This is a genomic window from Sphingobacterium bambusae (assembly GCF_033955345.1).
Lineage (GTDB): Bacteria > Bacteroidota > Bacteroidia > Sphingobacteriales > Sphingobacteriaceae > Sphingobacterium > Sphingobacterium bambusae.
Genome location: NZ_CP138332.1, coordinates 417,102 through 442,981 on the forward strand (window position 1 = coordinate 417,102; position 25,880 = coordinate 442,981).

General features: G+C 43.0%; 23 protein-coding genes and 2 tRNA genes. 14 read left to right on the forward strand and 11 right to left on the reverse strand.

What is annotated here, in order from left to right; translation table 11 throughout:
• Genes traK through traN form a run of 3 tightly spaced genes read left to right on the forward strand, consistent with a single transcriptional unit; the run spans position 1 to position 3,114 of the window.
• Positions 1 to 624, forward strand: a complete 624-nt coding sequence (traK, locus tag SCB77_RS01755; RefSeq protein WP_320184716.1) for a conjugative transposon protein TraK — start codon at positions 1 to 3, stop codon at positions 622 to 624.
• Between the two features lie 7 nt (positions 625 to 631).
• Entirely contained in the window at positions 632 to 2,221 is a 1,590-nt protein-coding gene (gene traM / locus SCB77_RS01760) for a conjugative transposon protein TraM (protein WP_320184717.1), read from the forward strand.
• A gap of 20 nt (positions 2,222 to 2,241) precedes the next feature.
• Positions 2,242 to 3,114 (forward strand): conjugative transposon protein TraN, encoded by an 873-nt coding sequence (traN, locus tag SCB77_RS01765; protein WP_320184718.1) that lies wholly within the window; start codon positions 2,242 to 2,244, stop codon positions 3,112 to 3,114.
• Between the two features lie 87 nt (positions 3,115 to 3,201).
• Here traN and SCB77_RS01770 read toward each other — a convergent pair whose 3' ends face one another.
• Together SCB77_RS01770 and SCB77_RS01775 are read right to left on the reverse strand one after the other, a co-directional pair.
• Positions 3,202 to 4,200 (reverse strand): nucleotidyl transferase AbiEii/AbiGii toxin family protein, encoded by a 999-nt coding sequence (locus SCB77_RS01770; protein ID WP_320184719.1) that lies wholly within the window; start codon positions 4,198 to 4,200, stop codon positions 3,202 to 3,204.
• 3 nt (positions 4,201 to 4,203) lie between these two features.
• A complete protein-coding gene (locus SCB77_RS01775; RefSeq protein WP_320184720.1) occupies positions 4,204 to 4,806 on the reverse strand; it encodes a DUF6088 family protein in 603 nt (200 codons plus the stop codon).
• A 192-nt stretch (positions 4,807 to 4,998) separates the two neighbouring features.
• Here SCB77_RS01775 and SCB77_RS01780 point away from each other — a divergent pair, with 192 nt between their 5' ends.
• The gene (locus tag SCB77_RS01780; RefSeq protein WP_320184721.1) at positions 4,999 to 5,226 is read left to right on the forward strand and encodes a hypothetical protein; all 228 of its coding nucleotides are present in this window, start codon (positions 4,999 to 5,001) and stop codon (positions 5,224 to 5,226) included.
• Between the two features lie 4 nt (positions 5,227 to 5,230).
• Here SCB77_RS01780 and SCB77_RS01785 read toward each other — a convergent pair whose 3' ends face one another.
• From SCB77_RS01785 to mnmE, 4 genes are all read right to left on the reverse strand, one after another.
• Positions 5,231 to 5,995, reverse strand: a complete 765-nt coding sequence (locus tag SCB77_RS01785; RefSeq protein ID WP_320184722.1) for a metallophosphoesterase — start codon at positions 5,993 to 5,995, stop codon at positions 5,231 to 5,233.
• Positions 5,996 to 6,081: 86 nt separating this feature from the next.
• Positions 6,082 to 6,339, reverse strand: a complete 258-nt coding sequence (locus SCB77_RS01790; protein WP_320184723.1) for a helix-turn-helix transcriptional regulator — start codon at positions 6,337 to 6,339, stop codon at positions 6,082 to 6,084.
• Between the two features lie 123 nt (positions 6,340 to 6,462).
• Complete coding sequence (locus tag SCB77_RS01795) at positions 6,463 to 7,596, reverse strand: site-specific integrase (protein WP_320184724.1); 1,134 nt, start codon at positions 7,594 to 7,596, stop codon at positions 6,463 to 6,465.
• A gap of 189 nt (positions 7,597 to 7,785) precedes the next feature.
• The gene (gene mnmE, locus SCB77_RS01800; protein WP_320184725.1) at positions 7,786 to 9,162 is read right to left on the reverse strand and encodes a tRNA uridine-5-carboxymethylaminomethyl(34) synthesis GTPase MnmE; all 1,377 of its coding nucleotides are present in this window, start codon (positions 9,160 to 9,162) and stop codon (positions 7,786 to 7,788) included.
• 87 nt (positions 9,163 to 9,249) lie between these two features.
• Between mnmE and SCB77_RS01805 the strand changes: the two genes are divergently transcribed.
• The 4 genes from SCB77_RS01805 (at position 9,250) to SCB77_RS01820 (ending at position 14,235) form a co-directional block, all read left to right on the forward strand.
• Positions 9,250 to 9,789 carry a type 1 glutamine amidotransferase domain-containing protein gene (locus tag SCB77_RS01805; protein WP_320184726.1) on the forward strand — a complete coding sequence of 180 codons (540 nt, stop codon included), beginning with the start codon at positions 9,250 to 9,252 and terminating at the stop codon, positions 9,787 to 9,789.
• Between the two features lie 345 nt (positions 9,790 to 10,134).
• Complete coding sequence (gene ppk1, locus SCB77_RS01810; RefSeq protein WP_320184727.1) at positions 10,135 to 12,204, forward strand: polyphosphate kinase 1; 2,070 nt, start codon at positions 10,135 to 10,137, stop codon at positions 12,202 to 12,204.
• Positions 12,205 to 12,249: 45 nt separating this feature from the next.
• On the forward strand, positions 12,250 to 13,194 hold the full coding sequence (locus SCB77_RS01815) for a helix-turn-helix transcriptional regulator (protein WP_320184728.1): 945 nt from the start codon (positions 12,250 to 12,252) through the stop codon (positions 13,192 to 13,194).
• 81 nt (positions 13,195 to 13,275) lie between these two features.
• Positions 13,276 to 14,235: a glycoside hydrolase family 43 protein gene (locus SCB77_RS01820; protein ID WP_320184729.1), complete on the forward strand. Its 960-nt coding sequence runs from the start codon at positions 13,276 to 13,278 to the stop codon at positions 14,233 to 14,235.
• A gap of 208 nt (positions 14,236 to 14,443) precedes the next feature.
• On the opposite strand, the gene SCB77_RS01825 is transcribed toward SCB77_RS01820, so the two are convergent.
• The 4 genes from SCB77_RS01825 to SCB77_RS01840 all read right to left on the reverse strand — a co-directional run bounded on the left by SCB77_RS01825 (position 14,444) and on the right by SCB77_RS01840 (position 18,691).
• Positions 14,444 to 14,917 carry a DinB family protein gene (locus tag SCB77_RS01825; protein ID WP_320184730.1) on the reverse strand — a complete coding sequence of 158 codons (474 nt, stop codon included), beginning with the start codon at positions 14,915 to 14,917 and terminating at the stop codon, positions 14,444 to 14,446.
• A gap of 130 nt (positions 14,918 to 15,047) precedes the next feature.
• Positions 15,048 to 15,644, reverse strand: coding sequence for a LytS family sensor histidine kinase (locus SCB77_RS01830; RefSeq protein ID WP_320184731.1), 597 nt, complete (start codon positions 15,642 to 15,644; stop codon positions 15,048 to 15,050).
• A 5-nt stretch (positions 15,645 to 15,649) separates the two neighbouring features.
• Positions 15,650 to 16,246, reverse strand: coding sequence for a DUF502 domain-containing protein (locus tag SCB77_RS01835; protein WP_320184732.1), 597 nt, complete (start codon positions 16,244 to 16,246; stop codon positions 15,650 to 15,652).
• A 15-nt stretch (positions 16,247 to 16,261) separates the two neighbouring features.
• On the reverse strand, positions 16,262 to 18,691 hold the full coding sequence (locus tag SCB77_RS01840; RefSeq protein ID WP_320184733.1) for a bifunctional UDP-N-acetylmuramoyl-tripeptide:D-alanyl-D-alanine ligase/alanine racemase: 2,430 nt from the start codon (positions 18,689 to 18,691) through the stop codon (positions 16,262 to 16,264).
• Between the two features lie 67 nt (positions 18,692 to 18,758).
• On the opposite strand from SCB77_RS01840, the gene SCB77_RS01845 reads away from it, so the two are divergent.
• The 5 genes from SCB77_RS01845 (at position 18,759) to SCB77_RS01865 (ending at position 21,905) form a co-directional block, all read left to right on the forward strand.
• Positions 18,759 to 19,244: a regulatory protein RecX gene (locus tag SCB77_RS01845; RefSeq protein ID WP_320184734.1), complete on the forward strand. Its 486-nt coding sequence runs from the start codon at positions 18,759 to 18,761 to the stop codon at positions 19,242 to 19,244.
• A 125-nt stretch (positions 19,245 to 19,369) separates the two neighbouring features.
• The gene (locus SCB77_RS01850) at positions 19,370 to 20,107 is read left to right on the forward strand and encodes a DUF6733 family protein (RefSeq protein ID WP_320184735.1); all 738 of its coding nucleotides are present in this window, start codon (positions 19,370 to 19,372) and stop codon (positions 20,105 to 20,107) included.
• A gap of 118 nt (positions 20,108 to 20,225) precedes the next feature.
• The gene (locus SCB77_RS01855; protein ID WP_380935267.1) at positions 20,226 to 21,536 is read left to right on the forward strand and encodes an ammonium transporter; all 1,311 of its coding nucleotides are present in this window, start codon (positions 20,226 to 20,228) and stop codon (positions 21,534 to 21,536) included.
• 204 nt (positions 21,537 to 21,740) lie between these two features.
• Positions 21,741 to 21,813 (forward strand) — tRNA-Gly (locus SCB77_RS01860).
• A 7-nt stretch (positions 21,814 to 21,820) separates the two neighbouring features.
• Positions 21,821 to 21,905, forward strand: a tRNA-Leu gene (locus SCB77_RS01865).
• Positions 21,906 to 22,037: 132 nt separating this feature from the next.
• Here SCB77_RS01865 and ispE read toward each other — a convergent pair.
• Positions 22,038 to 22,850: a 4-(cytidine 5'-diphospho)-2-C-methyl-D-erythritol kinase gene (gene ispE / locus SCB77_RS01870; protein WP_320184736.1), complete on the reverse strand. Its 813-nt coding sequence runs from the start codon at positions 22,848 to 22,850 to the stop codon at positions 22,038 to 22,040.
• Positions 22,851 to 22,982: 132 nt separating this feature from the next.
• Between ispE and SCB77_RS01875 the strand changes: the two genes are divergently transcribed.
• Positions 22,983 to 25,796, forward strand: coding sequence for a two-component regulator propeller domain-containing protein (locus SCB77_RS01875; protein ID WP_320184737.1), 2,814 nt, complete (start codon positions 22,983 to 22,985; stop codon positions 25,794 to 25,796).
• Positions 25,797 to 25,880: the final 84 nt, after the last annotated feature.

A 25,880-nucleotide genomic window follows, 5' to 3' on the forward strand; every position in this document is an offset into this window, starting at 1 on the left:
ATGGAATTTAAGATATTACGAAACATCGAAAACAGCTTCCAGCAGATTAGGCTCTACACGATCCTATTTGCAGGACTGTGCTTAGGGCTCACGAGCTACGCCCTGTGGAAGTCCTACGCCTTTGCCAGCCAGCAGCGTGAGAAAATCTACGTGCTAGACAGCGGCAAATCCCTTATGCTGGCGCTATCCCAAGACGCGGCAATCAACCGCCCGGTCGAAGCGCGGGAACATGTCAGGCGCTTTCACGAGCTTTTCTTCACCCTAGCACCCGATAAATATGCCATTGAAAACAATATGAAACGCGCATTTTACTTGGCCGACAAGAGCGCTTTTGACTATTACCGAGACCTCTCGGAGAAAGGATACTTTAGCCGCATCATTTCTGGCAACGTGCAGCAGCTCATCGAAATAGATAGCGTAGTTTGCAGCTTTGAGCAGTATCCCTACAGCGCAAAGACTTACGCCACGCAGTATATCATCCGCTCCAGCAACCTGACCAAGCGAAACCTAGTCACCTCCTGCTCGCTGCTCAATTCGGTACGATCGGACCATAATCCTCAAGGCTTTAACATCGAGAAATTTCAGGTACTGGAAAACAGGGACATCGAAACAATCGATCGATAAACCGCTTATGAAAAACTTAACAGAACTGACAAAGCTGGCCAAAAACAGCATAGAGCGCAACTGGAATAAACTATCCGGCAGGCAGCAGCGAATATACACCAAGCTTGCTTTCTGTAGCTACCTCCTGTTGACACTTACAGCCTTCAGCAAGCTATACGGCGAGATCAGCACCTTTTATAGCGATCAAAAACAAAACAAGCAAGTCCAGGCTGGTGAAGGACTTCAACCAATCCACATCAGAAAAGATTTAACTACACCACTAAAAACAAAAAACGCTATGGAACAAAACAACATATCTGAGCAGACACATCAAGAGTATAAGCAAGAAAATACACTAGAAGAACAAATCGAGCAAACTCCGAGAGAAAAGCTAGAAAAGTTAAAGAGACCGCTTATCTACACATTTATGGCCGTCGCTTTTCTCAGCGTCATGTACCTGATATTTAAACCCTCCGTAAAGCAAGATGAAGCAATCAATCTAGGTATCAACGAACAGGTACCCGAGGTTTCCGGAAGCAGCATACCCGAAGACAAACAGAAAGCTTATGAACAGGAACTGCAGCGCGAGCGTGAAAGTCAAAAAGAAAACGATCTTGTGACGCTATCTGATTTTTGGGACTTTAGCAACGAGCAGAGCAGCGATCAAGAACCAAACTTCCAACTTGACAATACGAATCCAAATCAAAACATCCAGCAGCGTCCAGCCGTCAATACCTACCGCGAGGCAAGGTCAACGCTTGATAATTTTTATAATGAGCAGAACGACGAGTCTAGGCAGCTGCGTATTCAAGTTGAAGAGCTGCAAAAAGAGCTCGAGCAAAGAGATATTCCCAAACCCAGCACCGTGGATGATCAAGTAGCCTTGATGGAAAAGTCTTATCAACTCGCCGCAAAGTATCTTCCAAATAACTCGCAAAGCCAGTCAAAAGCTACAGAAACCATTCAAAGCACAAAAATTACAGAAAGTGAAACCTCAGCGCAAAGCAAAGCACTTCAAGTTCGTCCATCTAGCGAAAACCCGGTATCCTGGCTTATAGAGCCATCCAAGCTACTATCAGCAGAATCCCCAGCTCGGATTCAGAGCGTATTTTATAATGATTTCCAACCTACTGATCAAACTCGTGCTAAAAATACCATTCGCGCGCAGGTCGAACAAACGGTTACGATTATAGGTGAAACGTCCATACGGCTGAGGTTGCTAGAAAAAGCAGAAGTAGCGGGACACATCTTAGCTAAAGACATGACGTTAACGGGCCAAGCTAAATTTCAATCCGGAAGACTGCAATTAAACGTTAACAGTATTCAGTTATTTGGAAACATCTTACCTATAAGTCTTATTGCCTATGATTTAGACGGGCAGCAGGGACTGCATGTACCGAGTTCAGCAGAAATGAATGCGCTGAGTGAAATAGCGGCCAATATGAGCCAGACCAGCGGAACAAGCTTCACGCTAAGCCAATCAGCCGGTCAACAGCTTACCGCAGATCTATCTCGCGGTGCAATGCAGGGTATCTCAGGATACTTCTCAAAAAAACTACGCACAACTAAAGTGACCGTTAAGGCCGGCCAATTTGTACTGCTTGTATCAAGTAATTAATTATCTAATTCAATAACAAAATGAAAAACATCATCAAAATATCTCTAATTGCTCTATTACATTTAATCTCAATAGAACTGCACGCGCAGCATTCCAATACAATACATATGAAAGTCATACCTGCAAGCTATTTGGAGTTGACCTGTGAGAAAACAACGCATCTGATCTTTCCAGCAAAGATTAGCTATGTGGATCTGGGAAGTGAGGCTATCGTAGCCGATAAAGTCACCGAAACTTCCAATATACTACGTATTAAAGCGTCAGCTGAACCGCTTCTAGCTGAAAGCAACCTAGCCGTAGTCACCGATGACGGAAGTTTCTATAGTTTCCTAGTCCGGTATAACCAGCATCCCCAGAGGATGAGTTACGCCATTTCAAAAAGCAGATGTAAAGACGCTGACGAAAATGAAATCTACTTTGAAAAGTTCGGGGAAACTTCAGCATCCAAGATCAAGCAGTTATTGGAACAAACCTACAACAGTGAGTCAAAAACGCTTAAACGTTCGAGATCTAAAAAAAGACAAATTGAATTTTCTTTGACCGACCTAAGTATACACAACAGTCAATATTATTTGCGTTTGAACATTAAAAATCTTAGCATCGTACCGCTGCATGTTCGCGACCTCAACTTCCAAGTCGTAGATAGAAAGCTTGCTAAAAGAACAGTCGCGCAACAAATCCCAGTAGTACCATTAAAGCACTATAAACCCTTAACCACTATTGACGGTAAAGCAAGCGAATCGACAGTCATCCTTCTTGATCAGTTCCCGATTACCGAAAAGCAGCGACTTATCATAGAACTGCGCGATCAACACGGAAGTAGGAATCAGAAAATTTCGCTTAAACTCTCAGATCTCTTGCAGGCAAAAAAATCCACCACACAGAAACATTAATACTAATACTAAAACTTAAATAGTATCTGCTGAAAAACTCAATGATTTTTTCAGCAGATTTTCAAGGATTGTATTTACTTATAAAATTTAGTACAAAACATTCAACTTTCCTTCAATCTCCCTGATCCTATCCAACAGCAGATTCCACTTCAAACTCTCCCCTAAAATCATGTTCTCCTGCATTGTTTTGTAATCAGTTTCCCATCTTTCTATGATAACATCTGGTGGCATGACACTCAATTTTCCTTTCACGTGATTTGAATAATCTATTCCACGTAATGGAGTAACAGTTTTACGATGCTGGACAATTGTTTCAAACAATTCTTGATCAGCAATAGCCATTTCACCATATTCAGATTTCATAATTTTATCTAGGTCATATAAATGCCTGGTTAATCGATCTGTCCTAATATTGTCGACAGGTTTTGAAAATTCCTCATGCAATAGTAGCACTTTCTCTATAAACGTACGCGTTGGGATAACGACCTGAACATCAAAAGAAGGTTGTGTAAAATCAAGATCTTTATAATGATGGTCAAGAAATGATATTACGGATTTTGTTTCAAACGGCTCGGTTAGTGATCTCGCACCCAGTTCCAAAAGAACCCGTTGCTGAATATAAATATTATCCGTTGGGACAACGGTTTGGTAATGGATCTCCAATGTATTGGGATCGCTCGTATCATCTATATGATCGTTATATCTTATTTCATATAATTTCTGATCGATACCAAGTTGATCCAATTGAGTTATAAGCTCCTCGCGGAATTCATTAATAATAAAACCACCAGAAGCTTTCCGCAATTTTTTTATTTGAGATTTAGATTCCAATTGATCAAATCCTAACAGATGACGATCAATGATCAGGTCTATATCTTCGGAGAAACGATCTATCAGATTATATGCCTTGCTTAAAGAAGTACCACCTTTAAAGATTATGGAATCTGCATATTTGGACTGAAAAACTGCTTTTAATATAACACATACCCACCAATCCTTTTCGACCACAAATGCTGGTAATCCAATTGCGTTTTCAACTTGATCCAAGACCTGCAGCTTTTGTCCATAGGCTAGATTTATCCACATAAGTTAAGACTGATAAAGGTTGTTAATTTGCTTCTGAATCCATACAGGTGCATATACCACTTCATTTTGAAACACTTTCTTATCAAGTTTTTTTACAGCTTTCTTGATGATCTCTAAAAAATCTTCTGTAATCTCCTGTTGCCCTTTCTCTTTGAAAGCCTGCACAATAAGATGCAGTAACTCATCTTTTATGGCAAAACTTTTGGGAACAGTTCGTTTAAATTTGATGGTTCGATTTCCTATTTTCACTTCACGTTGGGAGCCGTCTGTCAAATATACCGCCTTTAATGGCACTTGTGTCGTAAGCCCCAGTAAGTACAGTGACATCACACCTGTTGGAGCAATTCGAGCTTTATCTCTTTTGGCAATTTCTTTTGCAACCTCTCCGATATTAGGATAGATCGTACCCAGCAAAGGATCTTTCTTTGGTTTGATATAGATCCCATGAGCCAGTCTTTCAACAAGACCATCATTCTCCATACGGAAAAGCGTCACTCGGATATTTTCTGGTGTAGCAAAATTCTTAAAATCGTCAGCGAAAAAAAACTCACCACGAGAGGATTTTAAAATTTTGTTTTCTATCTTATTTCTAGCTACTTCTGGCATTTATAAATTCGTTATCCTGTAACAAATTTAGTAAATATTTGTTACAGGATACAATAGTATTTGAGATGAAATACTCTATTAAAATTTAAATAGTCCTTAAGCACACTTATCTTTGCAGATGCATGCATCTGCAAAGATAAGTGTGCTTTATGTGCATTCACATTTGATTACATCAATACTTATAAAACAACGATGTCTCGATCAGTACGAAAAACTAAAATTTTTGGAATCACTACAGCTGAAACGGAGAAGCAAGACAAAAGACGTTGGAACAAAAAATTTAGGAAAGTGTGTAAAAAACTAATCCGTCTAGCAAAAGAGGCTCCTAGTAAAATTCAAGGTGTAACTAACGTTTGGGATGGTGCTAAAGATGGAAAAAAGTATTATCGTGGTGCTACAAAAAAAGATATGAGGAAATAGTTTTTCAGTACTGAAAATGTTGTGAATAGAGTGCCTTTAAATCGTCAGATTGCCAGTACTCCTGAGTATCAACGTCCATTATCGTTAACTTACCTACTTGTCCAGCTCCGGTATCCAGATTGGTTATATTAAGCGCTTGCATCGGTAAATCAGTTTGCCAATATGTCGTTGCAGTATGACCAATGAATATATTTTCAAAGCCTCCAATTTTTTCCTGTTCAAAATCTCCTCTTGAACGAGATTTATGCATCGCATTCGTCCATAAATCCCGATCAAAATAATAGGTCGACTCCTGCTGACCTTCAAAAGGAAGCTTCGCATTAAAGCCAGCATGCACAAACAGGCGATTTTGACTATCGATATGGTAAAGCATCTGATCGGAGAAAAGTTTGCGGTGAGACAATGGGATATCACTAGCGCCTAGCGAAGTCTTGAGCGAATCTCCCTTTCGTATAATAACACCATCGGGCCGAACGTTTCGGATATAGGAAGCAATAGTCCCCTCTCCACCATAACGCCACCCTACAGGATGATAATCACTGTCTATAAATTCCTTAAACCATACATCGTGATTCCCTTTCACGGCAATCAAATGCTTAATGTTTAGGAGTTCTTCTACACACTCAAAAACTTCATTATGACCATCTGCAATATCACCGAGCTGTATAAGGATATCATATTGGTAATCAAATCCTGAGCGCTGAATACATTGTACCAAAGCCTTATGTGCACCATGTATGTCCCCCATCACAAAAATTCTTTTTTGCATAAAAAAAAAATTAAAGAAATCATCACCGTTACCAAATAACACTATCCAGTAAAAGACTAAAAATAACAGCTATTTGTTTTCAACCACTATCGCTTATACATCTTGGCCGCTTTTTGTTTAATTTCCTCAGCGCTCATATATGATTTTGACAATATCCACTCATCGATCTTCTTGCGTTCAAAAAATAGTATCTTACCATTGGGCTTGGAATACGGAATTTTGGACATGTGGACCAATTTATAAATATGAGATTTGGAAAAGCCCGTGTACTGACTTAGTTCCCCTACATTTAAAATCGCCTTTAGCCCAATTACATTCCTTTCGATATCTTCGAGCTTCTGCATAACCGCGTTTAAATCCATAATTTAATCCTCCAGTATTAAGCTATATCTTTCAGATCGAAGACTTTATAATCTGACCTTCCAAGACCGTCAATTGCTGCAACAGTCTGAACACAGATGGTATACCTAGCAAAGGTCGAATTCAGAAATAATATTCGCCGACTGCCTCATTTTCTCATCCACGATCTTAGCATAGATAGCTGTTGTCTTAATCTCCTTATGACCAAGACGTTTTTGAACCGTAAACAAATCAGCTCCATTTTCAAGTAAAAGAACCGCGTTGGTATGCCGTGCAGAATGGAAAGTAATATGCTTAAAAACTCCTGCCCTGTTACACCAACGAACAATCTCATTATTGTAAACAGCACCATACTTCAGTCCTTTAAATACTCGGTGGGTTGGATTGTTACGTTCTCCTAATAATTCTCTCGCTTGCTTAGAGATATATAGGTACTCAACCGCCAAGGTTTTCTCCTGCCTGAAGTTAACGCGATGAACCTCATTCCCTTCGTCTCTTACCTCTGACCAGATCATTTTGTTTATGTCAGACCAGCGAAGTCCAGTTAAACAAGAAAAGATAAAAGCCCGCTTAAGTATCTCATATTTACAAGGCGTATTAATTAACGCCTGAAGCTCCTTAAAAGTCAAGTACTCGCGTTGGCTTTCTGCCTGCTCGAAGGTCTTAACTTTGATAGCATAGTTTAGCAAAGTCAGTCCTTCTTCATAAGCCGTACGAAGACAAGCCCTAAATTTATTAAAATACGAGTATTTCGAATTCTGTGATAAAGGTAGATTGCTCTTTGTTCGTGCATCCTTCTCAAAATACCTACGCACAGACTTTATAAAATCATCTGTCACGTCTTCAAAGGTTAAGTTTTTGGGCACACATATCTTCATGTGGTGCAAAGCAGATGTCCACACACCATGGTTCTGAACGTTATTCACACGCTCATCAGTTTTCTCTTGAAAATAATCTAGAAATCGTCGCTTACCCCTTGACTTGTCTGCAATTTTGAACTTGCCTTGCAATATCTCACTTTTACGAATAGCCAGGATATCATTTGCGAGCTGAAGTTGCTCCTTATTTTTCTTTCTCTCTGCAGCAGTACTGGGATTAGTCACTAGATAGATTTGAAGATTTTCATAATCTCGGAGATGATTCCTCTTACCATCGTTCTCTATAATCGAGCCTCTGTAGTATTCGATATATAGGCTGATGGTGCCGTTGCTTAGTTTACGTTCTTTAAGTGAAATTTGCATATTAAATCATTTTAAAATGAATTATAAAAAGCTTGTACTACTTTTGTACTACTTTTGGGCATTTCCAGCCTCAAGTAGTACAGAAGTAGTACACAATATGCAAAAACGTGCTTTTATATCAAAATATCGGAAACATAAATATTTGAAAATCAAGCAAAAGACAACAAGAGAAAGTAAGAAAAACTAGAATTATTTTCCGATACAAAACTTCGAAAAAATATTTTCCAGTAAATCATCCGTAGTAACCGTCCCCGTGATCTCACCGAGGTGGTGCAATGACTGCCGAATATCCATAGCCAAAAAGTCCGATGTGACCGGGTTATCGATGCCATACAACACCCGATCTAGCGCTTCGATCGTCTTTTGGAGTGCTTCAACATGGCGAATATTTGTCACTAAGACATCGTCCGTCTGAATATTAGCCACGTTCACTTGCCGCAAAAGCTCCTCTTTCAGCTCTTCTATACCGAGCTGTTCTTTTGCAGAAATGTATACCGGTTCGAGCACCGCATACGACGCACGCTGTGCCGTCGACAGGAGATCAGACTTATTGATCAGCGTAACAAAAGGAATGGACAATGCCGCTACTTCAGCAATTTGCTGTTGCACGTCGGCCACAGTATCCTGTGTAGGATCGAACAGATATATAATCAATCGAGCCTGCTTCATCTTTTCGCGTGTACGCTCCACTCCTTTTGCTTCGATAACGTCCTGCGTCTCGCGGATGCCTGCCGTATCGATAAATCGGAAGGTCACCCCATGTATATTGATCTCATCTTCGATGGTATCGCGCGTGGTACCCGCAATATCCGACACAATAGCTCGCTCTTCGTTCAGCAAGGCATTCAGCAAGGTCGATTTCCCCACATTTGGTTTACCCGCAATCACCACCGGTACGCCATTTTTCAATACATTACCTTGCTCAAAGGAAGAAATCAAGCGACGAATCACCTGATGGATGTTCGTGATTAGCCGTTTCAACTGATCACGGTTAGCAAACTCCACATCTTCTTCTGCAAAATCTAGCTCCAGCTCGATCAACGAAGCGAAGTGAACCAGATCTTCTCGCAGCTTTTTCAGTTGATTAGAAAACCCACCACGCATCTGCTGCATAGCCACCTGATGCGAGGCGGCCGAATTAGAAGCTATAAGATCCGCCACCGCTTCTGCTTGCGAGAGATCCAAGCCCCCATTCAAAAAAGCACGCAAAGTAAATTCACCGGCACGCGCAGCACGCGCACCTTTCTTCATCAACAGGCCAATCACCCGCTCGATAATATATTTGGAGTTGTGCGTAGAAATCTCTACCACATGTTCCTTTGTGTAGGAATTAGGACCTATAAATAAAGAAACCAGCACCTCATCGACAATCTCATCGCCGTCGCGAATAGTACCAAAATGTATAGTATGCGAAGCCTGCGTACGCAAATCTTTCCCTTTGAACACCGAATTTGTAATGGCAATAGCCTGCGAACCCGACAAACGAATGACAGCAATCGCACCATTAGCTCCCGGAGAGGTGGCCAAAGCCACTATTGTATCTTGTGAAATCAAATCAGTTGACATAGCACAAAGGTACGTTTTTCGAAATAATTTTGATCAAAACTTTATCCCGAGAGCACCGTTCGTTTAGTAGTATCAATAAGAAAAATCATGAAAGAAAAAATAGCTATTCTCACAGAAGTAGGTTTCGAAGAAGTCGAATTAACCTCGCCCAAACAAACGTTGGAAGAACAGGGCTATGAAGTACACATCATCTCGCCCAATGAGAAAAGTAAAATTAAATCTTGGAATCACACCGATTGGGGTCGCGAGTTCGATGTCGATGCTGCGGTCACAGAAGCCGATCCATCCGCTTACCGTGCCGTTATCCTGCCCGGCGGCGTTATCAATCCTGATAAATTGCGCGTGAGCAAGGAAAGTATATCCTTTATCGACCACTTTGTGCAAAGCGATAAACTGATTGCTGCCATTTGCCACGGCCCGTTAATACTTACAGAAAACGGATTCGTTAAAGAAAAACGACTAACCTCTGTCGAGAATATCAAAACCGATCTGATCCATGCTGGTGGAAATTGGGAAGATTCCGAGGTAGTGATCGATGGAAACTTAATTACAAGCCGCACTCCAGAAGATCTAGCAGCCTTTAACAAAGCGATTGTCACCTACCTCAGCGTTAACAGCAACGAGTAAGCATCGCACAAATACAACTAAGATAGAAGGATAGCATCGCCAGTCAAGAAAAGACTGAAGTAAGGGCTCCGTGTCCGCTATCATCATCAATATCGGAAAGCTATCAAGCATGACTATACATTGCGGGGTAGCTTTCTTACATTTCTTCAAAGAGCAGAACCTTCAACCATTTGGTATCAAAGCCTTCAACGCAAGCTTTAAAAGAGCAGTTCATCATTGGAATTTCTTTCAAAAAAAGAAAACATGCGCACTGTGTGAAGTTAATATCTTGTTAATATTATTGTTATATTTAGGACATATTGCAGACCTATATTTAAAGCTTCACTAATAGTGGTTAAGAAGAAAATGACAAAAAGATTCAATCCTCGAGATATCAGCTGGTTAAGCTTTAATGGTCGTGTATTACAAGAAGCAGCAGATGAGGATGTCCCCTTATCCGAGCGCATAAAGTTCCTCGGTATATTCTCCAACAACCTCGACGAATTTTTTCGTGTGCGGGTTGCGGGGCTAAAGCGAGCACTTGTTTTCAACGAAAAAGAAGCCAAAGAAATATTCTTCGAAAAACCACAAACCATCTTGGATGAGCTCCATGAGTTGGTCATCAAGCAACAGAAGAAATTTGATAGCACTTGGGAAAAGATTCAAGGGGAGATGGCCAAGCAAAAGGTGTTCATCAAGACCGATACTGAGCTCGACGAGGAGCAAAAGCTATTCGTCAAGCAGTACTACGAAGAAGAGGTCGAATCAAACGTCATCCCTCTTCTGTTGGACGACGCACGAGCCATGCCCTACCTGCGCGATAAGAGCCTCTACTTAGGTATAGCCATGCGCAAAACCGACTGGGAGTATGAGACGCGCTTCGCTATTATTGAGAATCCAACGCGCACCAATGGCCGCTTTCTTTTATTACCATCGCCCAAGGGCGAAAAGCATGTGATGTTGTTGGAGGATGTCATTAAATTTAATCTTCCATACATCTTCTCCTACTTCGGATTCGATAGCTTCGCTGCTAATGCATTTAAAATCACGAAAGATGCCGAGTTTGATATCGACAACGATATCAACACTACGCTGGTCGAAAAGATCGAGAAAGGAATCAAGAACCGCAGAAAAGGAAAACCAACCCGTTTCGTATTCGATAAAGACATGGATCCCGCTTTGGTTGAGTTCCTGATCAAAAAGCTGAACCTATCGAAGAAAGACAGCATAATCCCCGGACAGAAAATCCATAACTTCAAGCATTTCATGGACTTTCCGAAAGTCTTCAAATCGGAAACCCATCCCAAAGAGCGCAGCTCATTTGAGCATCCCGATTTTGCGGGACGGCAACGTGTTAGTGATGTACTGGTAAAGAAAGACGTACTACTTTCCTTCCCCTACCATACCTTTATGCCGGTCATTGATCTGCTGCGTGAGTCGGCCATGGATCCCGATGTACGGTCTATACAAATCACCATCTATCGCATGGCAGAGAATTCCAAGATCGCCAATGCCCTTGTTAACGCTGCCCGCAATGGTAAGGAGGTGACGGTGATGCTCGAGCTGCGTGCCCGTTTTGACGAAGAGCACAACCTAGAATGGAAAGAACGCTTCGAAATGGAAGGTATCAAGGTATTATTGGGTATTGCAGATAAGAAGGTGCACGCCAAACTATGCATCATCAAGAAGCGGATCAACAATAAAACCGTACAATATGGATTCGTGAGTACCGGCAACATCAATGAAAAGACGGCGAGAATATATGGAGACCACTGCCTGATGACAAGCAACCGCGGCGTCATGGCGGATATCAACCGTATTTTTGCAGCGCTGAAAAAGCCCAAGATAGATATCTACCAAAGCTTAAAGCCGTGCAAGACCCTACTGGTATGTCCTATAGACATGCGAAACACCTTGATCGATCATATCGATAAAGAGATCGTCGAAGCGCGGGCAGCACGAAAAGCACATATCGTCATTAAGGTAAACTCGTTGAGCGACAAACTATTGATCAAAAAACTTTACGAAGCCGCCGATGCAGGCGTCAAGGTAGACATGATCGTGCGCGGCATCTATTGTGCCATCAATCAAAAAAAATTCAAAGAGCCGCTACATGCCATCAGCATCGTAGACGAATACCTAGAACACGCACGTGTCCTCTACTTCCACGCTGCAGGGAAAGAATTGGTATACATTTCTTCTGCAGATTGGATGACCAGAAATCTAGACCATCGCGTCGAAGCAGCCATCCGCATCACGAACAAAAAAATTAAAAATGAGCTAATTGATATGTTGGCCATACAGCTCAAAGACAATGTCAAAGCGCGCATCCTGAACAATGAGCTAGACAACAGCTATGTCAGCAACAACAAGTCGCCACACCGATCGCAGGTGGAGCTACACCGCTATTTACGCAAAAAAACGAAGCACGATTAACTCGTCTTGCAATAAGGTTCTGATAGCTTAATCGTATATTTACGCATGGATATTACCAAGCGCTTTCATCGTATCATTGCTATCTATTTCCAGCTGCAGGGCAGATCTGTTGTCAAGGCGCAGGATCTTGCAGATCGATTTGATGTAAGCCTGCGTACCATCTACCGAGATATGCGCGCCTTAGAGCAGGCCGGCATCCCGATCTATGGCGAGGCAGGTACAGGCTATTCCCTATCCGAAGGGTATAAACTCGCGCCGGCGAGCTTCACCAAAGAAGAGATATTGAGCCTCGCCGCTTCGGAAAAACTGATGCAGAAATTTGTCGATCAAGATATGTTCCGGAACTTCAGCACGGCCATTGCTAAAGTTCGATCCTTCCTGCGCTACAGCGACAAGTCCAACATCATGCAGCTGGAAGAAAACATGTGGATGTCTTCGCCGAATTTTATGTTTAATGAGAAAGTTCCCGAGGCTTTATCCATTCTGTTCGAAGGCATTACCCTACGCAAGATCATCGATATGGAATATCGCGCCGTCATGAGCGATGAAGCCAATACGCGCAAAATAGAGCCTGTAGGCATTTTTCACGAAAGCAATTTTTGGTACTTTATCGCCTATTGCCACCTTCGCCAAGAGCATAGACAATTCCGGATAGACCGTATCCAAAAAATAAGCCGCACCGACGAACCGTTCCGAAAAGAGCACAAGCCCCTCAGCCATTATATCGAGAGAAACGACTCGCGGCCTATCACAACCATACGCATTGGCGTAGAACGCACGATCGCGCACTACATGGAATGGGAACGTATGCACTTCGGATTTGCCTGCGAAGAAACACAAGGCAAAGAAGTACTGATGACTTTCCAAAGCAATGCACCCATCGAGGAATTCGCGCGTTGGTACCTCCGCTTTGCTGATCGAGCCCGCATTATCGAGCCCGATACACTCAAGCAATGTGTACGCGATATTCTCCAAAACATAACGATATAATCGCACATCCTGCCACATTTTTGAAACATTTGCATTTTGCTAAAAGGTTTTTATATATTTATAGCTACCTAAGTAAACAAGATGATCAAGAAAACAACAGCTATAAGCCTTTTTGCCCTACTGTGCGGAACTGTAAGTTTTGCGCAAAAGAACCCCGTAATTTCAGGCTGGTATGCCGACCCAGAAGGAATCGTGTACAACAACGAATATTGGATTTTCCCAACCTATTCTGCCCCATACGAACAACAGATCTTTTTTGACGCCTTTTCTTCCAAAGATTTGGTAAACTGGAAGAAACATCCGCGCATTATCGACGCCAATGAGGTCAAATGGGCAAACAAAGCCATGTGGGCCCCTAGTGTAATAGAAAAAGATGGAAAATACTATTTCTTTTTCGGAGCCAACGATGTGCATGAAGGTGAGATCGGCGGAATTGGTGTTGCTGTGGCCGATCGTCCCGAAGGCCCTTACAAAGATTTATTGGGCAAACCGTTGATCAACAAAATAGTGAACGGCGCACAACCCATCGATCAATTTGTTTTTAAAGATAAGGATGGCCAACATTACATGTTTTACGGTGGCTGGAAGCACTGTAATGTGGTGAAGCTAAGCGACGACTTCACCAAACTACTTCCATTTGAAGACGGTAGCATCTACAAAGAGGTGACACCGGAGAATTACGTTGAAGGTCCGTTTATGTTCATACGCGACAACAAATACTATTTCATGTGGTCGGAAGGAGGCTGGACAGGTCCTGATTACAAAGTGGCCTATGCCATTGCAGACAGCCCATTCGGCCCTTTCAAGCGCATAAACACCATCTTGGAGCAAGATCCTAAAATCGCTACCGGTGCTGGACATCATTCCGTGATCAAAGTGCCCAACGAAGATAAGTACTATATTGTTTACCACCGTCGCCCCTTAGGGAAAACGAGCGCACACGAACGAGAAACCTGCATTGAGGAAATGACCTTCGACAAGAATGGCCATATCAATCCAGTAAAAATGACTTTCGAAGGCGTAAAACACGTATTGAAGTAAAAAGCTAGAAAAGGCAAGCAGTAAGCGCTTGCCTTTTCTCATTTTAAAACTTTTTACAGGCCTGCAACCGAAGCTCTATGCCTGCAGCAGCGTCAATGCCATCAAAAAGCTAATGAGCAGTAGTAGACGTGCGACTTCCATACAGAGCGTTGGCCTTGTTTCCATATTTGTTTTATCAGACTGCTCTACTTAACGAATTTCCTTTTATTTAATAACGTTCCCAAAAGAAAGGTGGCTCAATACCGAGTGACCGCAGATAAACGTAGCCTTGTGCACGATGGTGAACTTCATTATCTACAAAGTAAAGCAGGTTACTATAGATCGGAAACTTGTATTCTCCAAATAGATTGTATTCTTTGTGGAAGTCTTCCACAGGAATCTGATTGAATAGATCGATTATTTTTGGGGTATCTTCGTCCCATTTCGCCAAAAGAGCTTCTTTTGTTGTTAAACCGATATCATGATTATAGGGCTCCTCTTTTTGCTGAACGATGCCACGTAGCCCCGGTTCAGCAATAGAAAGCAATTCTTTTACTAGATCAGCGAAGGTACGCATCCCACCAATACTGTAACTGAACAATTCCTTTTCTGGAAATTTCTCAATTGTACGGCGTGTTAATGTACGGTGACCCAACCAATGTTCTAAAAATTCTGCTTTGGATAAAATGACTGATGTGTTCATATAAATTAATTTAAAAGTGTATAAATCTTGATATTATAGCAGTATGCTCACCGCCGTATTGTTATTATACACCAAAATTAAGCGCGATTATGACAACAGTCTGTCAGCAGGATTTTCTTCTTTTTACTTTTTAGGCAGGGATATGCAAATTACTTTTAAACGTGTGGCTATTACTATTGAATAAAAGCTGATGTTGCTCTCCAAACAAGGATACCAATCGGCTCTTGAACCGATCGATCAACGAGTTATCTTCTTGCGAAGCAATATGATGGTTAACGTGATTCGTCACGTCCACCTGCAAAGCCTTTTCGAAAATGCGAATCTTGATCTTGAGTGGAAATTTTTCCATGGAATTATAACCATGCACTAAAGCATTATGGATCAAGGGAAAGAGTACAAAGGCAGGCAACAATCTATCCGATTCCGCTTGGCAATCGAATCGTAAAAAGAGCGCATCGCCCATCACCTGCTGATAAAAAGCAATGTATCGCTGCAGCAGGCCGAGTTCTTGGCTAGCCGCAACATGCTGTCCCTCCGATATCGCCGCAACGTCACGCAAGTAGCATAAAAAAGACTGTTGCTCTGCCGCATCCAGTCGCTCGGAAACCATGTTCGCCAAATGGCTATCTATACGGCTCTCGTGAAAGCTGAGCTTGGCCTCCAGCTCGATCTTCAACAGGTCTACCTCAATCTTGCTTCCGAAGATCTTATCTAGAAAATTTGCCATATTAGCTATTCTATACCACTAACACCACCCGAGACCACCAGCTTCATCGCATCTGTTGCACTCATATTTAGTTTTTGCACATGGGACGATTTCACCACCACCACTTGACCGGCTACCGAATAAGAATACGGAAAGTAAACAATCACGTCATCGGGCAAACCGATCTTATCTAAATCACGTTGTGTAAGAAATCCTATCTTCTTGAGTCCCGTTTCATTTACCAGTACCAACACTGGCTCATTAAATTTCTTGGCATCGCCAACAAAGGCTTCTGTAAAATCTTTAATGGAAGAATACAAGGTGTTAAACAGCGGAATCTTGTTGATCGATCGTTTCAACCAAGCACGTATCGGTGCTGTGACCAAATTGGTGAATATCAATCCTACTAAGATCAATACGCATAGCACCGTTAAAATACCAATACCGGGGATATACAAGGGATGCCCCTGATCGTCCTGTAAAAAATGACTGGTAAGATTGAGCGCATTATCGAGGGAAGCTACCGCCCAAATGATCAAAAATACAGCCCCCGCTACGGGAACCACAACCAATGCTCCCTTAATAAAATAATACAGCAGTTTCTGCGAAACTTTCTTTATCATAACGTTCTTTATTAATTACCCGTAAAAATACACCCTTTTTACACGTGATGAAATATTGACCAGCAATTCATAGGGGATAGTCCCAATATCGGCGGCGGCCTTCATTAAATCGGGAAACACGACCACTTCATCCTCTTCATAGGCCACAATATCCGTCACATCAAGCATACACATATCCATACATATGGATCCCACGGTCTGTACCAGTTGTCCATTGATGGACATTTGTCCAACACCTTGGCCAAAGCGTCGGCTATACCCATCGGCATAACCAATTTTCACCGTTGCGATACGGCTTGCACGATGCAACACCCCCTTCCTGTCGTAGCCCACCGTTTCGCCTGCCGGCAGTTCCTTGATCTGTGTGATCGTCGTCTTTAATGTACTCACTTGCTCCACGTCTAAGGTCCTATCCATATCTACGCCATAAAGACCAATGCCCAAGCGCACCATATCCAAGTAAGCCTCCGGCCAATGCACAATGGCGGAGGTGTTAGCAATATGTTTGATCAAATTGCAGTCGAGTTCACTTTCCAACAAAGCCGCGCAACGCGCAAAAGTATCCAATTGCTGCCGCGTAAAATCGTCGTGATCCCTGCTGCCCGAGGCCACCAAATGCGAAAAAACACTTTTAGGACGCACAGCCTCGGTAACACGCAACACTTGAATCAATGCATCCATCTCTTCTGGCATAAAGCCCAATCGATGCATGCCCGTATCAATCTTGATATGGATAGGAAAATCCTTAATCTGCCGACGGTCAAGGAATGTGATAAACGCGTGCAATATACGGAAGCTGTAGATCTCTGGCTCTAGTTCGTTGGTCAGTAGCGTTTCAAAAACCTGTTCATCGGGACTCAGCACCATGATAGGCAAGGTGATGCCGCCCTGCCGAAGCTCCACGCCTTCATCGGCAAAAGCAACAGTCAAATAGTCCAGTTTATTGAACTGCAGCAGGTTGGCTACTTCATAGCTCCCGCTGCCGTAAGAAAAAGCTTTCACCATAGCCATCATCTTAACCCCACTCGGCAACATGCCACGGTACACCTGTAGATTATGCTCAAGTGCATTAAGATTAATCTCCAAGACAGTCTCGTGAGATTTTGAAACCAAAACCCTACTCACCTCTTCCAAGTGGTAAGCGCGGCTACCTTTTATCAAGATCGATTCCTGCTGAAACGGAATATCCTTAAGCCCGAGAAGCAGAGCCTCCGTGCTATCGAACAGGAGAACCGTTGTATGTAGCTGATCCCTCATAAAATGGGTTCCCTTCCCCACCAACACAATACGATCAAGCTCCTGTCGCTGCAGCAACGCCAATAATTTTTGCCGTAACTTATCATCAAGTCCGTCCATATCCGAAAGAATTAACGTACGTTTCTGATGTTGTTGCTGCTGAAAAAGGAAATCCAAAGCGATTTGTAAAGAAGCCAAATCATTAGAATAGGTATCGTCGATGACGGAGCATCCATTCTTTCCCTTTTTTAGTTGCAAGCGCATATCCAAAGGTTTCAACTTCGTCAGCTTACTCGCTATAGCATCCAAGGAATACCCAAAAAACAAAAGTACGGTAATGCAGATCAATGCATTCTCTACAGAAGCCTTATCCCGGAAAGGAATCGAAAACGTAGCGATCTCCTGCGCATGAGCGACCTGTATCTGCGTTGCTGTACGGCCATAATCTTCTATCCGCAAAACCTGTACTTCGTCCATAGGCTCTGTACCGAAGCTAAATACGCGTAATCCTTCGGGCAACATGGAGGCAATACCATATCGCGAGGGAAAAAGTAGATCCTTACTATGGGTAAATAGTTTAAGCTTTTCCACTATCTTATCTTGCTTACTAGCAAAACCGCTGGCATGTGCCGCTCCGATATTCGTAAAAACACCAATCTCCGGCCTGGTCATCGCTTCCAAGGCTACCATCTCTCCCGGTTGGCTTATGCCAGCTTCGATAATCGCACAATCATACTCGTCAGAAAGATTCCACAGTGCCAAAGCGACTCCCAACTGCGAGTTATAACTCTTCGGGCTTTGGTACACTCTCCTGTCGTCCTGTAGCAGTTGCGTCAGCCACTCTTTGACCACCGTTTTCCCATTACTTCCCGTAATACCAATAACAGGCTTCTTGAACTGCGTACGGTGATAAGCCGCCAACTGTTGCAGAGCCAAAAGAACATTATTAACCCAAATAAAATTACCTTCCGGATACAAACTGACATCGATATCCTTTTGAGACAGCACAAATGCGCGAACGCCTTTACGATACGCTTCGCCAATAAATGCGTGTCCATCCCGAATACTTTTCAGGGCAAAGAAGAGGCTCTGACCGCCACGACGGATTTTCCGCGTGTCATAGGCCAAGTCAAAAATCTCTAATGCGGGATGCACCAATATCTTGGTACTTGCATGGAGAATAGAATAAATATCTGCTACTGTATACATATATAGTGGTAGGAACAAATTTCATCAATATTTTCAATAAGTGCACCATTTTTTCAAGATTTGCAGGATGGAAGAATGGAAGAAAGAAAAGAAATCATATAGTCCGCAGCAGGCTAAACTCAAAGCAGAAAACTACTGTGCGTACCAAGAACGAGCACAACAGGAGGTGCGAGATAAACTCTATTCTTGGGGGCTACACCAAGAAGATGTCGAAAATATTATCGCCTTGCTTATTGAAGAGAACTTTCTCAACGAGGAACGTTTCGCAAAGGCCTACGTTTTGGGGAAATTTCGCATGCAGGGATGGGGAAAAATCAAAATAAAGCTCCATTTGAAAGCTAAACGAGTATCAGAACCACTTATCCGGATCGCTTTACGCGAAATAAACGACGAAGATTACCACAATATGATCACAAAAACGATAAAAAAGAAAACAAATCAACCATTATCCAAAATATCACTCACAGAAAAATCAAAACTATCCAAATACCTACTAAGCAAAGGGTTTGAAGGAGATATAATACAAGAAAAAATAAACAAACAACACACATAAATTACAATTCAATCATAAATTGATCTGTTTTTTTGATTTTTTTTCAAAATAAATATTGTTTTTATAAAATTTTGGTCTATTTTAGCATTAATTAATCAAATGTCTATCTAACAACCAAAGTTTTTATGAAAAAAAACAACTTTTTAAAAACAATTCTGTGCATCACAGCAATTTCAGCTAGTGTTTTATCTGCAAAAGCACAAGACAGCAACGCAACTTTCTCATTAAGCCTCACTTCTGACCAGTTTTTCGGTGTAGCACCGAGCGCTGGCGTTGAATACAAGCTTTCTGACAAGATTGGCGTATCTGCTTATGGGATTTTTTGGGGTGCAGGAACCGCCGGTGCCTGGGGAAACTGGACGGAATTTGGTGGAGGGGTAAACCTTTACCTAGCTGATGGTATTACGTTGAACCCAAACATTGGTTTCACATTCGGTGATCTACTTTCTAAAGGAGCAACATCAGGCCAACTCGGTGGTATTGCTGGTGATGGTATCGTACCTAATCTATTTTTCAATGTCGACAAACCGAAATTTGAAAGTGAAATCTATGTAGGCTACTACGCGCCACTTCGTGATGAAGCGCCAGCCGACGCGTCGACACTAGCCTACCTACATTATTGGGCAAATGCCGGTTTCAAAGTAAGCCAAAACTTCTCTGCAGGCGGTCACTTCGAACACTTGAAACGTACCAAAGACGATGTAAATGGCAAATTAGATTACTACCAATGGCTAGGTCCTTACGTGCAATTTAATGTTCCGCGCGTTGCTAGTTTCATCCGTCTTTCTGCAGGTCCTGAACTAAAAAATGGCCTACGAGCTAAAGACTCGTTCTACAAGCTTTCTACTGGCTTCTCTTTCTAAGCGAAACAGTAATTATCTAACAAATGAAGGAAGTGGCTAATGGCCACTTCCTTTCCTAACAAACAGAAGCTACTCGCTAAACCTGTAAGAAAACCAATCGTACTAACAAACCAAGGACATGACTATAAAACAGATAATTCCATTTGGAACCCTCGTTATCGCAGTAATCCTCGCTATCCTCGCCCCCTCTACCGAAGTTACAACTGTTGAAGACAGCACGATAGATACGGGCGACACGGCATGGCTATTAATGTCTGCCGCACTGGTGCTCCTTATGACACCCGGCCTAGCCTTCTTTTACGGAGGTATGGTTAGAAAGAAAAATGTAATTTCCACCATGCTACAAAGTTTTGTGTGCATGGGGCTTATCACCATAATTTGGGTAATATTCGGCTTTAGCTTGGCATTCGGCGAAGACATCGGCGGTATTATCGGCAACCCATCCACCTTCTACATGATGAAGGGGATGCTAGGCAATGCCACTTGGCCAGCTTTGCCAACTATTCCTATCGCTCTTTTCGCCATGTTCCAACTGAAGTTTGCTGTCATCACCCCAGCCTTGATCACTGGAGCATTCGCAGAACGCATTAAGTTCAATGCCTATTTGATCTTCATTACCCTTTTTGTTATCGTCATCTACGCGCCGCTCGCTCACGCAACTTGGCACCCCGAAGGCATATTGGCCAAAATGGGTGTTCTAGATTTCGCTGGAGGCACGGTTGTACATATGTCTGCCGGATGGGCAGCACTCGCCTCAGCCCTTTATCTTGGCAAACGCAAAGAACAGGAACATACACCATCACGCATCAGCTACGTCATCCTGGGCACCGGACTTCTTTGGTTCGGCTGGTTTGGATTTAATGCGGGCTCTGCCGGTGGTGCCAATGAACTCGCGGCCTCCGCTTTCGCCACCACCACCACGGCGTCCGCCGCTGCAGCCATGGCTTGGATATTTTTCGACATCCTAAAAGGTAAAAAACCTTCGGCTATGGGTGCGTGTATCGGTGCGGTCGTTGGACTGGTCGCGATAACACCTGCCGCAGGTTTCGTAACCATCCCCCACTCCCTCATCATCGGTATAGTCGCTGCCGTCATTAGCAACTTGCTTGTCATATGGAGAACAAAGAAAGGAATCGATGACACCCTAGATGTGTTTCCTTGTCATGGTGTCGGCGGTATGGTCGGCATGCTCCTGACCAGCGTATTTGCGCACAGTTCGGTCAATGCTGCTGTAACCACAAACGGTCTTTTCTTTGGCGAGACAAGCTTATTTACAGCACACCTCATCGCCCTTGTTGGCGCATCAGCATTCGCCTTCTTCGGCGCTCTGCTACTCTTGAAAATAACAGATATGCTTGCACCTTTACGGGTAAGCGAAAAAGATGAAGTTCTTGGTCTAGACGTCAGTCAACACGACGAAGAACTGTAAAATATACTCTTTGTTTTTACCGCCGCCCGGATCTATTTTAGGCTTGACAACCTCTGGGCGGCATCTTTTCAACGCTCACCATCCTTCTTAAAATTACCTAAATGACCATTGATGGATCAAAATTTGACACGGAAAGACAGGGAAAACTTTTTTAAAATATATTTTGCAGCACTACGCAAATCTTCTATATTTGCACCACGTTAAGCGAAAGTAGCTCAGTTGGTAGAGCACAACCTTGCCAAGGTTGGGGTCGCGAGTTCGAATCTCGTCTTTCGCTCTCAGTTGCCTAGGTGGTGGAACTGGTAGACACGCAGGACTTAAAATCCTGTTCCTGTTAAAGGAGTGCGGGTTCGATTCCCGCCCTAGGTACGATAAAAGCTCATCTTTCGGTGAGCTTTTTATTTTTAGCATCTCCTCCGTTTCACAAACGATGAATTAAGTAAATTTCAGCTATTAAAAGCTTTGTGGAAACTGAATTTTCAAAAGTTCATTGTCAACAAACTACAACTTAAGCGGATGCGAAACCTCCCCCATTGACGAAAGCTCCGACAAATCAACCTCCTCATCAAAAATACCGTAAACCGCCGATCCCGACCCCGACATACTCGCATATAAAGCCCCAGCCTCATAAAGCGCTAATTTCACCTCGCGAATCTGTGGATATTGCTCAAAAAGACCTTCCTCAAAATTGTTCTTGATGTAAAACTTCCAATCCTGTACCGGCAAGCTCACTAGCTCACGCAAATCATGTTCTGCGGCTTGCGGCCTTACTTGACGGTAAGCCTCTGCGGTTGACACATGCACATCAGGCTTTACCAGCACCATATAATAGTCGGAAAGATCCAAATCAATAGGCCTCAAATCTGTACCGATCCCAGTCGCATACATGGGCGTATTCTGCACGAAAAATGGACAATCGGCACCCAGCGTCGCGGCCTCCGCCTCCAATTGTTCAACGCTCAATCCTAACGCAAACTCCTCATTCAGCATTTTCAAAACAAATGCGGCATCCGAGGAACCTCCTCCCAAACCGGCCCCGAAAGGTATCTGCTTGTGCAGATGTATATGCACGGGCGATAAGGAGTATTTTGCAGCCAACAACCTGTAAGCCTTAAAGCATAGATTATCATCCGCCAATTCTAAATCCATCCCTGTAATCTCCATCGTTGTATCTCCTTCCTCTTTCCGAGATAGCTCTAGGATATCATACAACGGAAAAGGATAAAATATCGTTTCCAGCTCATGGTAACCATCTTCGCGCTTACGCGTGATGTGCAGTCCTAAATTTATCTTAGCGTTGGCAAATGAAATCATACCACAATATTACTGAAATCCACGATTATCTACGCGCGAAATAAGATTTTGTTTTAGACGCATGGAGTTAGTAACTTGCATGCTTGTCAGATTATAGCTATGGTTCGTCTTCTTATTGTTTTCTTTCTTTACATGCTAAGCAATATTGCATACGCACAATCTATCTCCTCGGCGGGCAGTCCCTACGTACAAAACTATACCAAATCGCAGTACAAAGCAGGCAACCAAAACTGGAGCATAGCGCAGGGAAAAGACGGCATTATCTATGCCGCGAACAACAACGGACTGGTGGCCTTCGATGGTGCCTACTGGAACCTTTACCCATTGAGCAACCGTAATTTTGCCCGAAGTGTGGCCGTTGCGCCAAACGGGAATATTTATATCGGCGGAAAAGAAGAGTTCGGTTATTTTGCGAAACAGCAAGGAAAGTTAAAATACCACAACTTGTCCCGCTTGGTAGATCCCGAAGTACTCGAAAATGATGAAATATGGAAAATCCTCTTTGTTGATGACCGTGTTATCTTTCAATCCTTCTCCAAGTGTTACATCTATAAAGACAATAAAGTAGAGCTCCAATATGGGCAGGGACAGCCTTTTCTTTTCGCCCATCAGGTAGGCAACAGCAGGTGGATCGAACGTATACCCGCAGGTCTCGAAAAATGGAGCGGAAAAACATTTAGCAGCTTGCAAAGCCAGCTTAGCAACGTAATGAGCATACTGCCTTTTGACGAGCAGCAATTTCTAGTGGGCACCGCAAAACAAGGACTATACCTGCTCTCTGCTGACGGAAACGCACAGCTATGGAAGCCAGAATCGACCATCAACAACCTTCTTAGAGAAGCACAACTCAACAATGGCTTAAAAATCGATGAAAATACCTTCGCTTTCGGCACGATCAAGAATGGGATTTTTATCATTAACAAAGCCGGACAGCTGCTGCAACATATACATAAGCGCAATGGCCTACAAAACAATACAGTCCTTAGCATGACCCTCGATCGACAGGGCAACATCTGGGCAGGTTTAGACAACGGCATCGACCGTATCGAGGTAAACTCACCCTTCTATTACTACCGTGATATCTTTGGCGAAATCGGCACCGTTTATGCCATTAAGGTTTTTCAAGGTAAAATTTATTTAGGTACCAACCAAGGGCTATTTTACAGCAACTGGACAGATGGAACCAACTTGCAATCGCTTAAACTAGCGTTTATCCCCGGCTCCCAAGGTCAGGTATGGACCTTAGACCTTTTCAACGGACAATTGATCTGCGGCCATAATGACGGTACCTTTCTCGTACGTGGAAACACGATCTCCAGGATATCAAACTGGACCGGGGGATGGTCCAACGTGCAGCTACCTGGCCAACCACAACTTTTTTTACAGGGAAATTACACCGGCTTAGCACTTTTTGAGAACAACGGTTCATGGTATCTAAAACAAAAGTACCAAGAACCAAAAACGGCAGTCATTTCCGTATATCCGCGCAATGACAATCAATTTTGGGTCGTGTTCAACAATTCCATACAGCTTGTCGAGTTTGCAGGAAACTACCAATCGTTCAAAACACTCAAAACATTCTCATTCAGCAAGGATTTCCCGCAAATACAGCGCATCACTGCCGCAACCGTCCAGCAGAATGTTATTTTCGCTACTGACAAAGGCATCTTTATTTATGATAGTGTGCTATCCCGCTTCAAGCCATATGAAGAACTGAACAGCACCCTGGGATCCTTCGCGCGTTCTAAAAAAATAATACCGCTCAATGCGAACAACTACATGTTTGCCCATGAAGGACATTTTGCTGAAGTAACCTTGCAAAATAACCAGATACGCGTTGACTCCTCCAGCTTTAATAGCCTGCAGGACATCGTCATGAAGAACTATGAGGTTATTGAGCCGGTCGGTGACAAACTCCTGTTTGGGTTAGATAACGGCATCGCCTTCTACGATCTCAAGAAGAAGCAAGTGCAAAAACCATCCCAACCGATCATCATCGGCCTGCAAGAAATATCAAATGCTAGCGACACCTTGCACTACCTTGACAAACCGAATGCGATCCCTTACGACCAAAATAACATTCGTATTCAATTTGCCTCGCCTTGGTATAGCAATACGGCAGTGAAATACCAATCCTTATTGGAAGGATCGCAGACGGAATGGTCTGTACCGACAGAAATACCTTATATTGATTTCACGAACTTGCACACAGGAAACTACAGCTTTAAAGTTCGTGTCATTACCGCCAACGGATTGATATCCGATACAGCGACATTAGCCTTCCAGATACTGCCCCCATGGTACCTACAATGGCCAGCCCTCCTGCTTTACGTGTTACTTACCGTCATCGCTTTTATTTTTGCCCGAAAGCTCATTACCGAAAAAATAAAACGCGACAAACTGGAAATCAGAAACAAACTACAACTGCGACAACAAGAGCTGCTGCGTAAGGAAAGCGAGCAGAACGAGAAAAAGCTGATGGAGCTCAAAAATGAGCAGCTCACCGTCGAGCTCGAGGCCAAAAACCGAGAACTTGCCAATGCAGCGACCAATATCGTTTACAAAAACGAACTGCTGAACAACCTGCACGAAGAACTCCTCAATGTTAAAGATCGCGATGGAAAAAAACTATCCCAAGATCAACTGCAGAAGGTCAATAAACTCATCGATAATGCACGTAGTGACGAGCGCGATTGGGACTTGTTTGAAAAGAGCTTCAACGAGTCGCACGAAAACTTCTTTAAGAAATTAAAGACAGATTACCCTAGCCTATCCCCCAATGATCTTAAACTTTGCGCTTACCTCCGCTTAAACATGTCCAGCAAGGATATGGCATCCTTAATGAACATCAGCACCCGCGGAATTGAGATAAGACGCTACCGTTTACGCAAAAAATTCGATCTTCCGACAGAGAAAAACCTCAGCGAATTTCTACTTGAACTGTAAAACACTACATCATCACTACTACATCGTAATAGTGTACTTACTACACCATTAAAAAGAATTTGAGCAATCACTCACCAAATTCAA

Bases quoted from the DNA above. Each gene is read 5' to 3' on its own strand.
- traK (WP_320184716.1), top strand. From the start codon at position 1: ATGGAATTTAAGATATTACGAAACATCGAAAACAGCTTCCAGCAGATT.
- traM (WP_320184717.1), top strand. From the start codon at position 632: ATGAAAAACTTAACAGAACTGACAAAGCTGGCCAAAAACAGCATAGAG.
- traN (WP_320184718.1), top strand. From the start codon at position 2,242: ATGAAAAACATCATCAAAATATCTCTAATTGCTCTATTACATTTAATC.
- SCB77_RS01770 (WP_320184719.1), bottom strand. From the start codon at position 4,200: ATGTGGATAAATCTAGCCTATGGACAAAAGCTGCAGGTCTTGGATCAA.
- SCB77_RS01775 (WP_320184720.1), bottom strand. From the start codon at position 4,806: ATGCCAGAAGTAGCTAGAAATAAGATAGAAAACAAAATTTTAAAATCC.
- SCB77_RS01780 (WP_320184721.1), top strand. From the start codon at position 4,999: ATGTCTCGATCAGTACGAAAAACTAAAATTTTTGGAATCACTACAGCT.
- SCB77_RS01785 (WP_320184722.1), bottom strand. From the start codon at position 5,995: ATGCAAAAAAGAATTTTTGTGATGGGGGACATACATGGTGCACATAAG.
- SCB77_RS01790 (WP_320184723.1), bottom strand. From the start codon at position 6,339: ATGCAGAAGCTCGAAGATATCGAAAGGAATGTAATTGGGCTAAAGGCG.
- SCB77_RS01795 (WP_320184724.1), bottom strand. From the start codon at position 7,596: ATGCAAATTTCACTTAAAGAACGTAAACTAAGCAACGGCACCATCAGC.
- mnmE (WP_320184725.1), bottom strand. From the start codon at position 9,162: ATGTCAACTGATTTGATTTCACAAGATACAATAGTGGCTTTGGCCACC.
- SCB77_RS01805 (WP_320184726.1), top strand. From the start codon at position 9,250: ATGAAAGAAAAAATAGCTATTCTCACAGAAGTAGGTTTCGAAGAAGTC.
- ppk1 (WP_320184727.1), top strand. From the start codon at position 10,135: ATGACAAAAAGATTCAATCCTCGAGATATCAGCTGGTTAAGCTTTAAT.
- SCB77_RS01815 (WP_320184728.1), top strand. From the start codon at position 12,250: ATGGATATTACCAAGCGCTTTCATCGTATCATTGCTATCTATTTCCAG.
- SCB77_RS01820 (WP_320184729.1), top strand. From the start codon at position 13,276: ATGATCAAGAAAACAACAGCTATAAGCCTTTTTGCCCTACTGTGCGGA.
- SCB77_RS01825 (WP_320184730.1), bottom strand. From the start codon at position 14,917: ATGAACACATCAGTCATTTTATCCAAAGCAGAATTTTTAGAACATTGG.
- SCB77_RS01830 (WP_320184731.1), bottom strand. From the start codon at position 15,644: ATGGCAAATTTTCTAGATAAGATCTTCGGAAGCAAGATTGAGGTAGAC.
- SCB77_RS01835 (WP_320184732.1), bottom strand. From the start codon at position 16,246: ATGATAAAGAAAGTTTCGCAGAAACTGCTGTATTATTTTATTAAGGGA.
- SCB77_RS01840 (WP_320184733.1), bottom strand. From the start codon at position 18,691: ATGTATACAGTAGCAGATATTTATTCTATTCTCCATGCAAGTACCAAG.
- SCB77_RS01845 (WP_320184734.1), top strand. From the start codon at position 18,759: ATGGAAGAATGGAAGAAAGAAAAGAAATCATATAGTCCGCAGCAGGCT.
- SCB77_RS01850 (WP_320184735.1), top strand. From the start codon at position 19,370: ATGAAAAAAAACAACTTTTTAAAAACAATTCTGTGCATCACAGCAATT.
- SCB77_RS01855 (WP_380935267.1), top strand. From the start codon at position 20,226: ATGACTATAAAACAGATAATTCCATTTGGAACCCTCGTTATCGCAGTA.
- ispE (WP_320184736.1), bottom strand. From the start codon at position 22,850: ATGATTTCATTTGCCAACGCTAAGATAAATTTAGGACTGCACATCACG.
- SCB77_RS01875 (WP_320184737.1), top strand. From the start codon at position 22,983: ATGCTAAGCAATATTGCATACGCACAATCTATCTCCTCGGCGGGCAGT.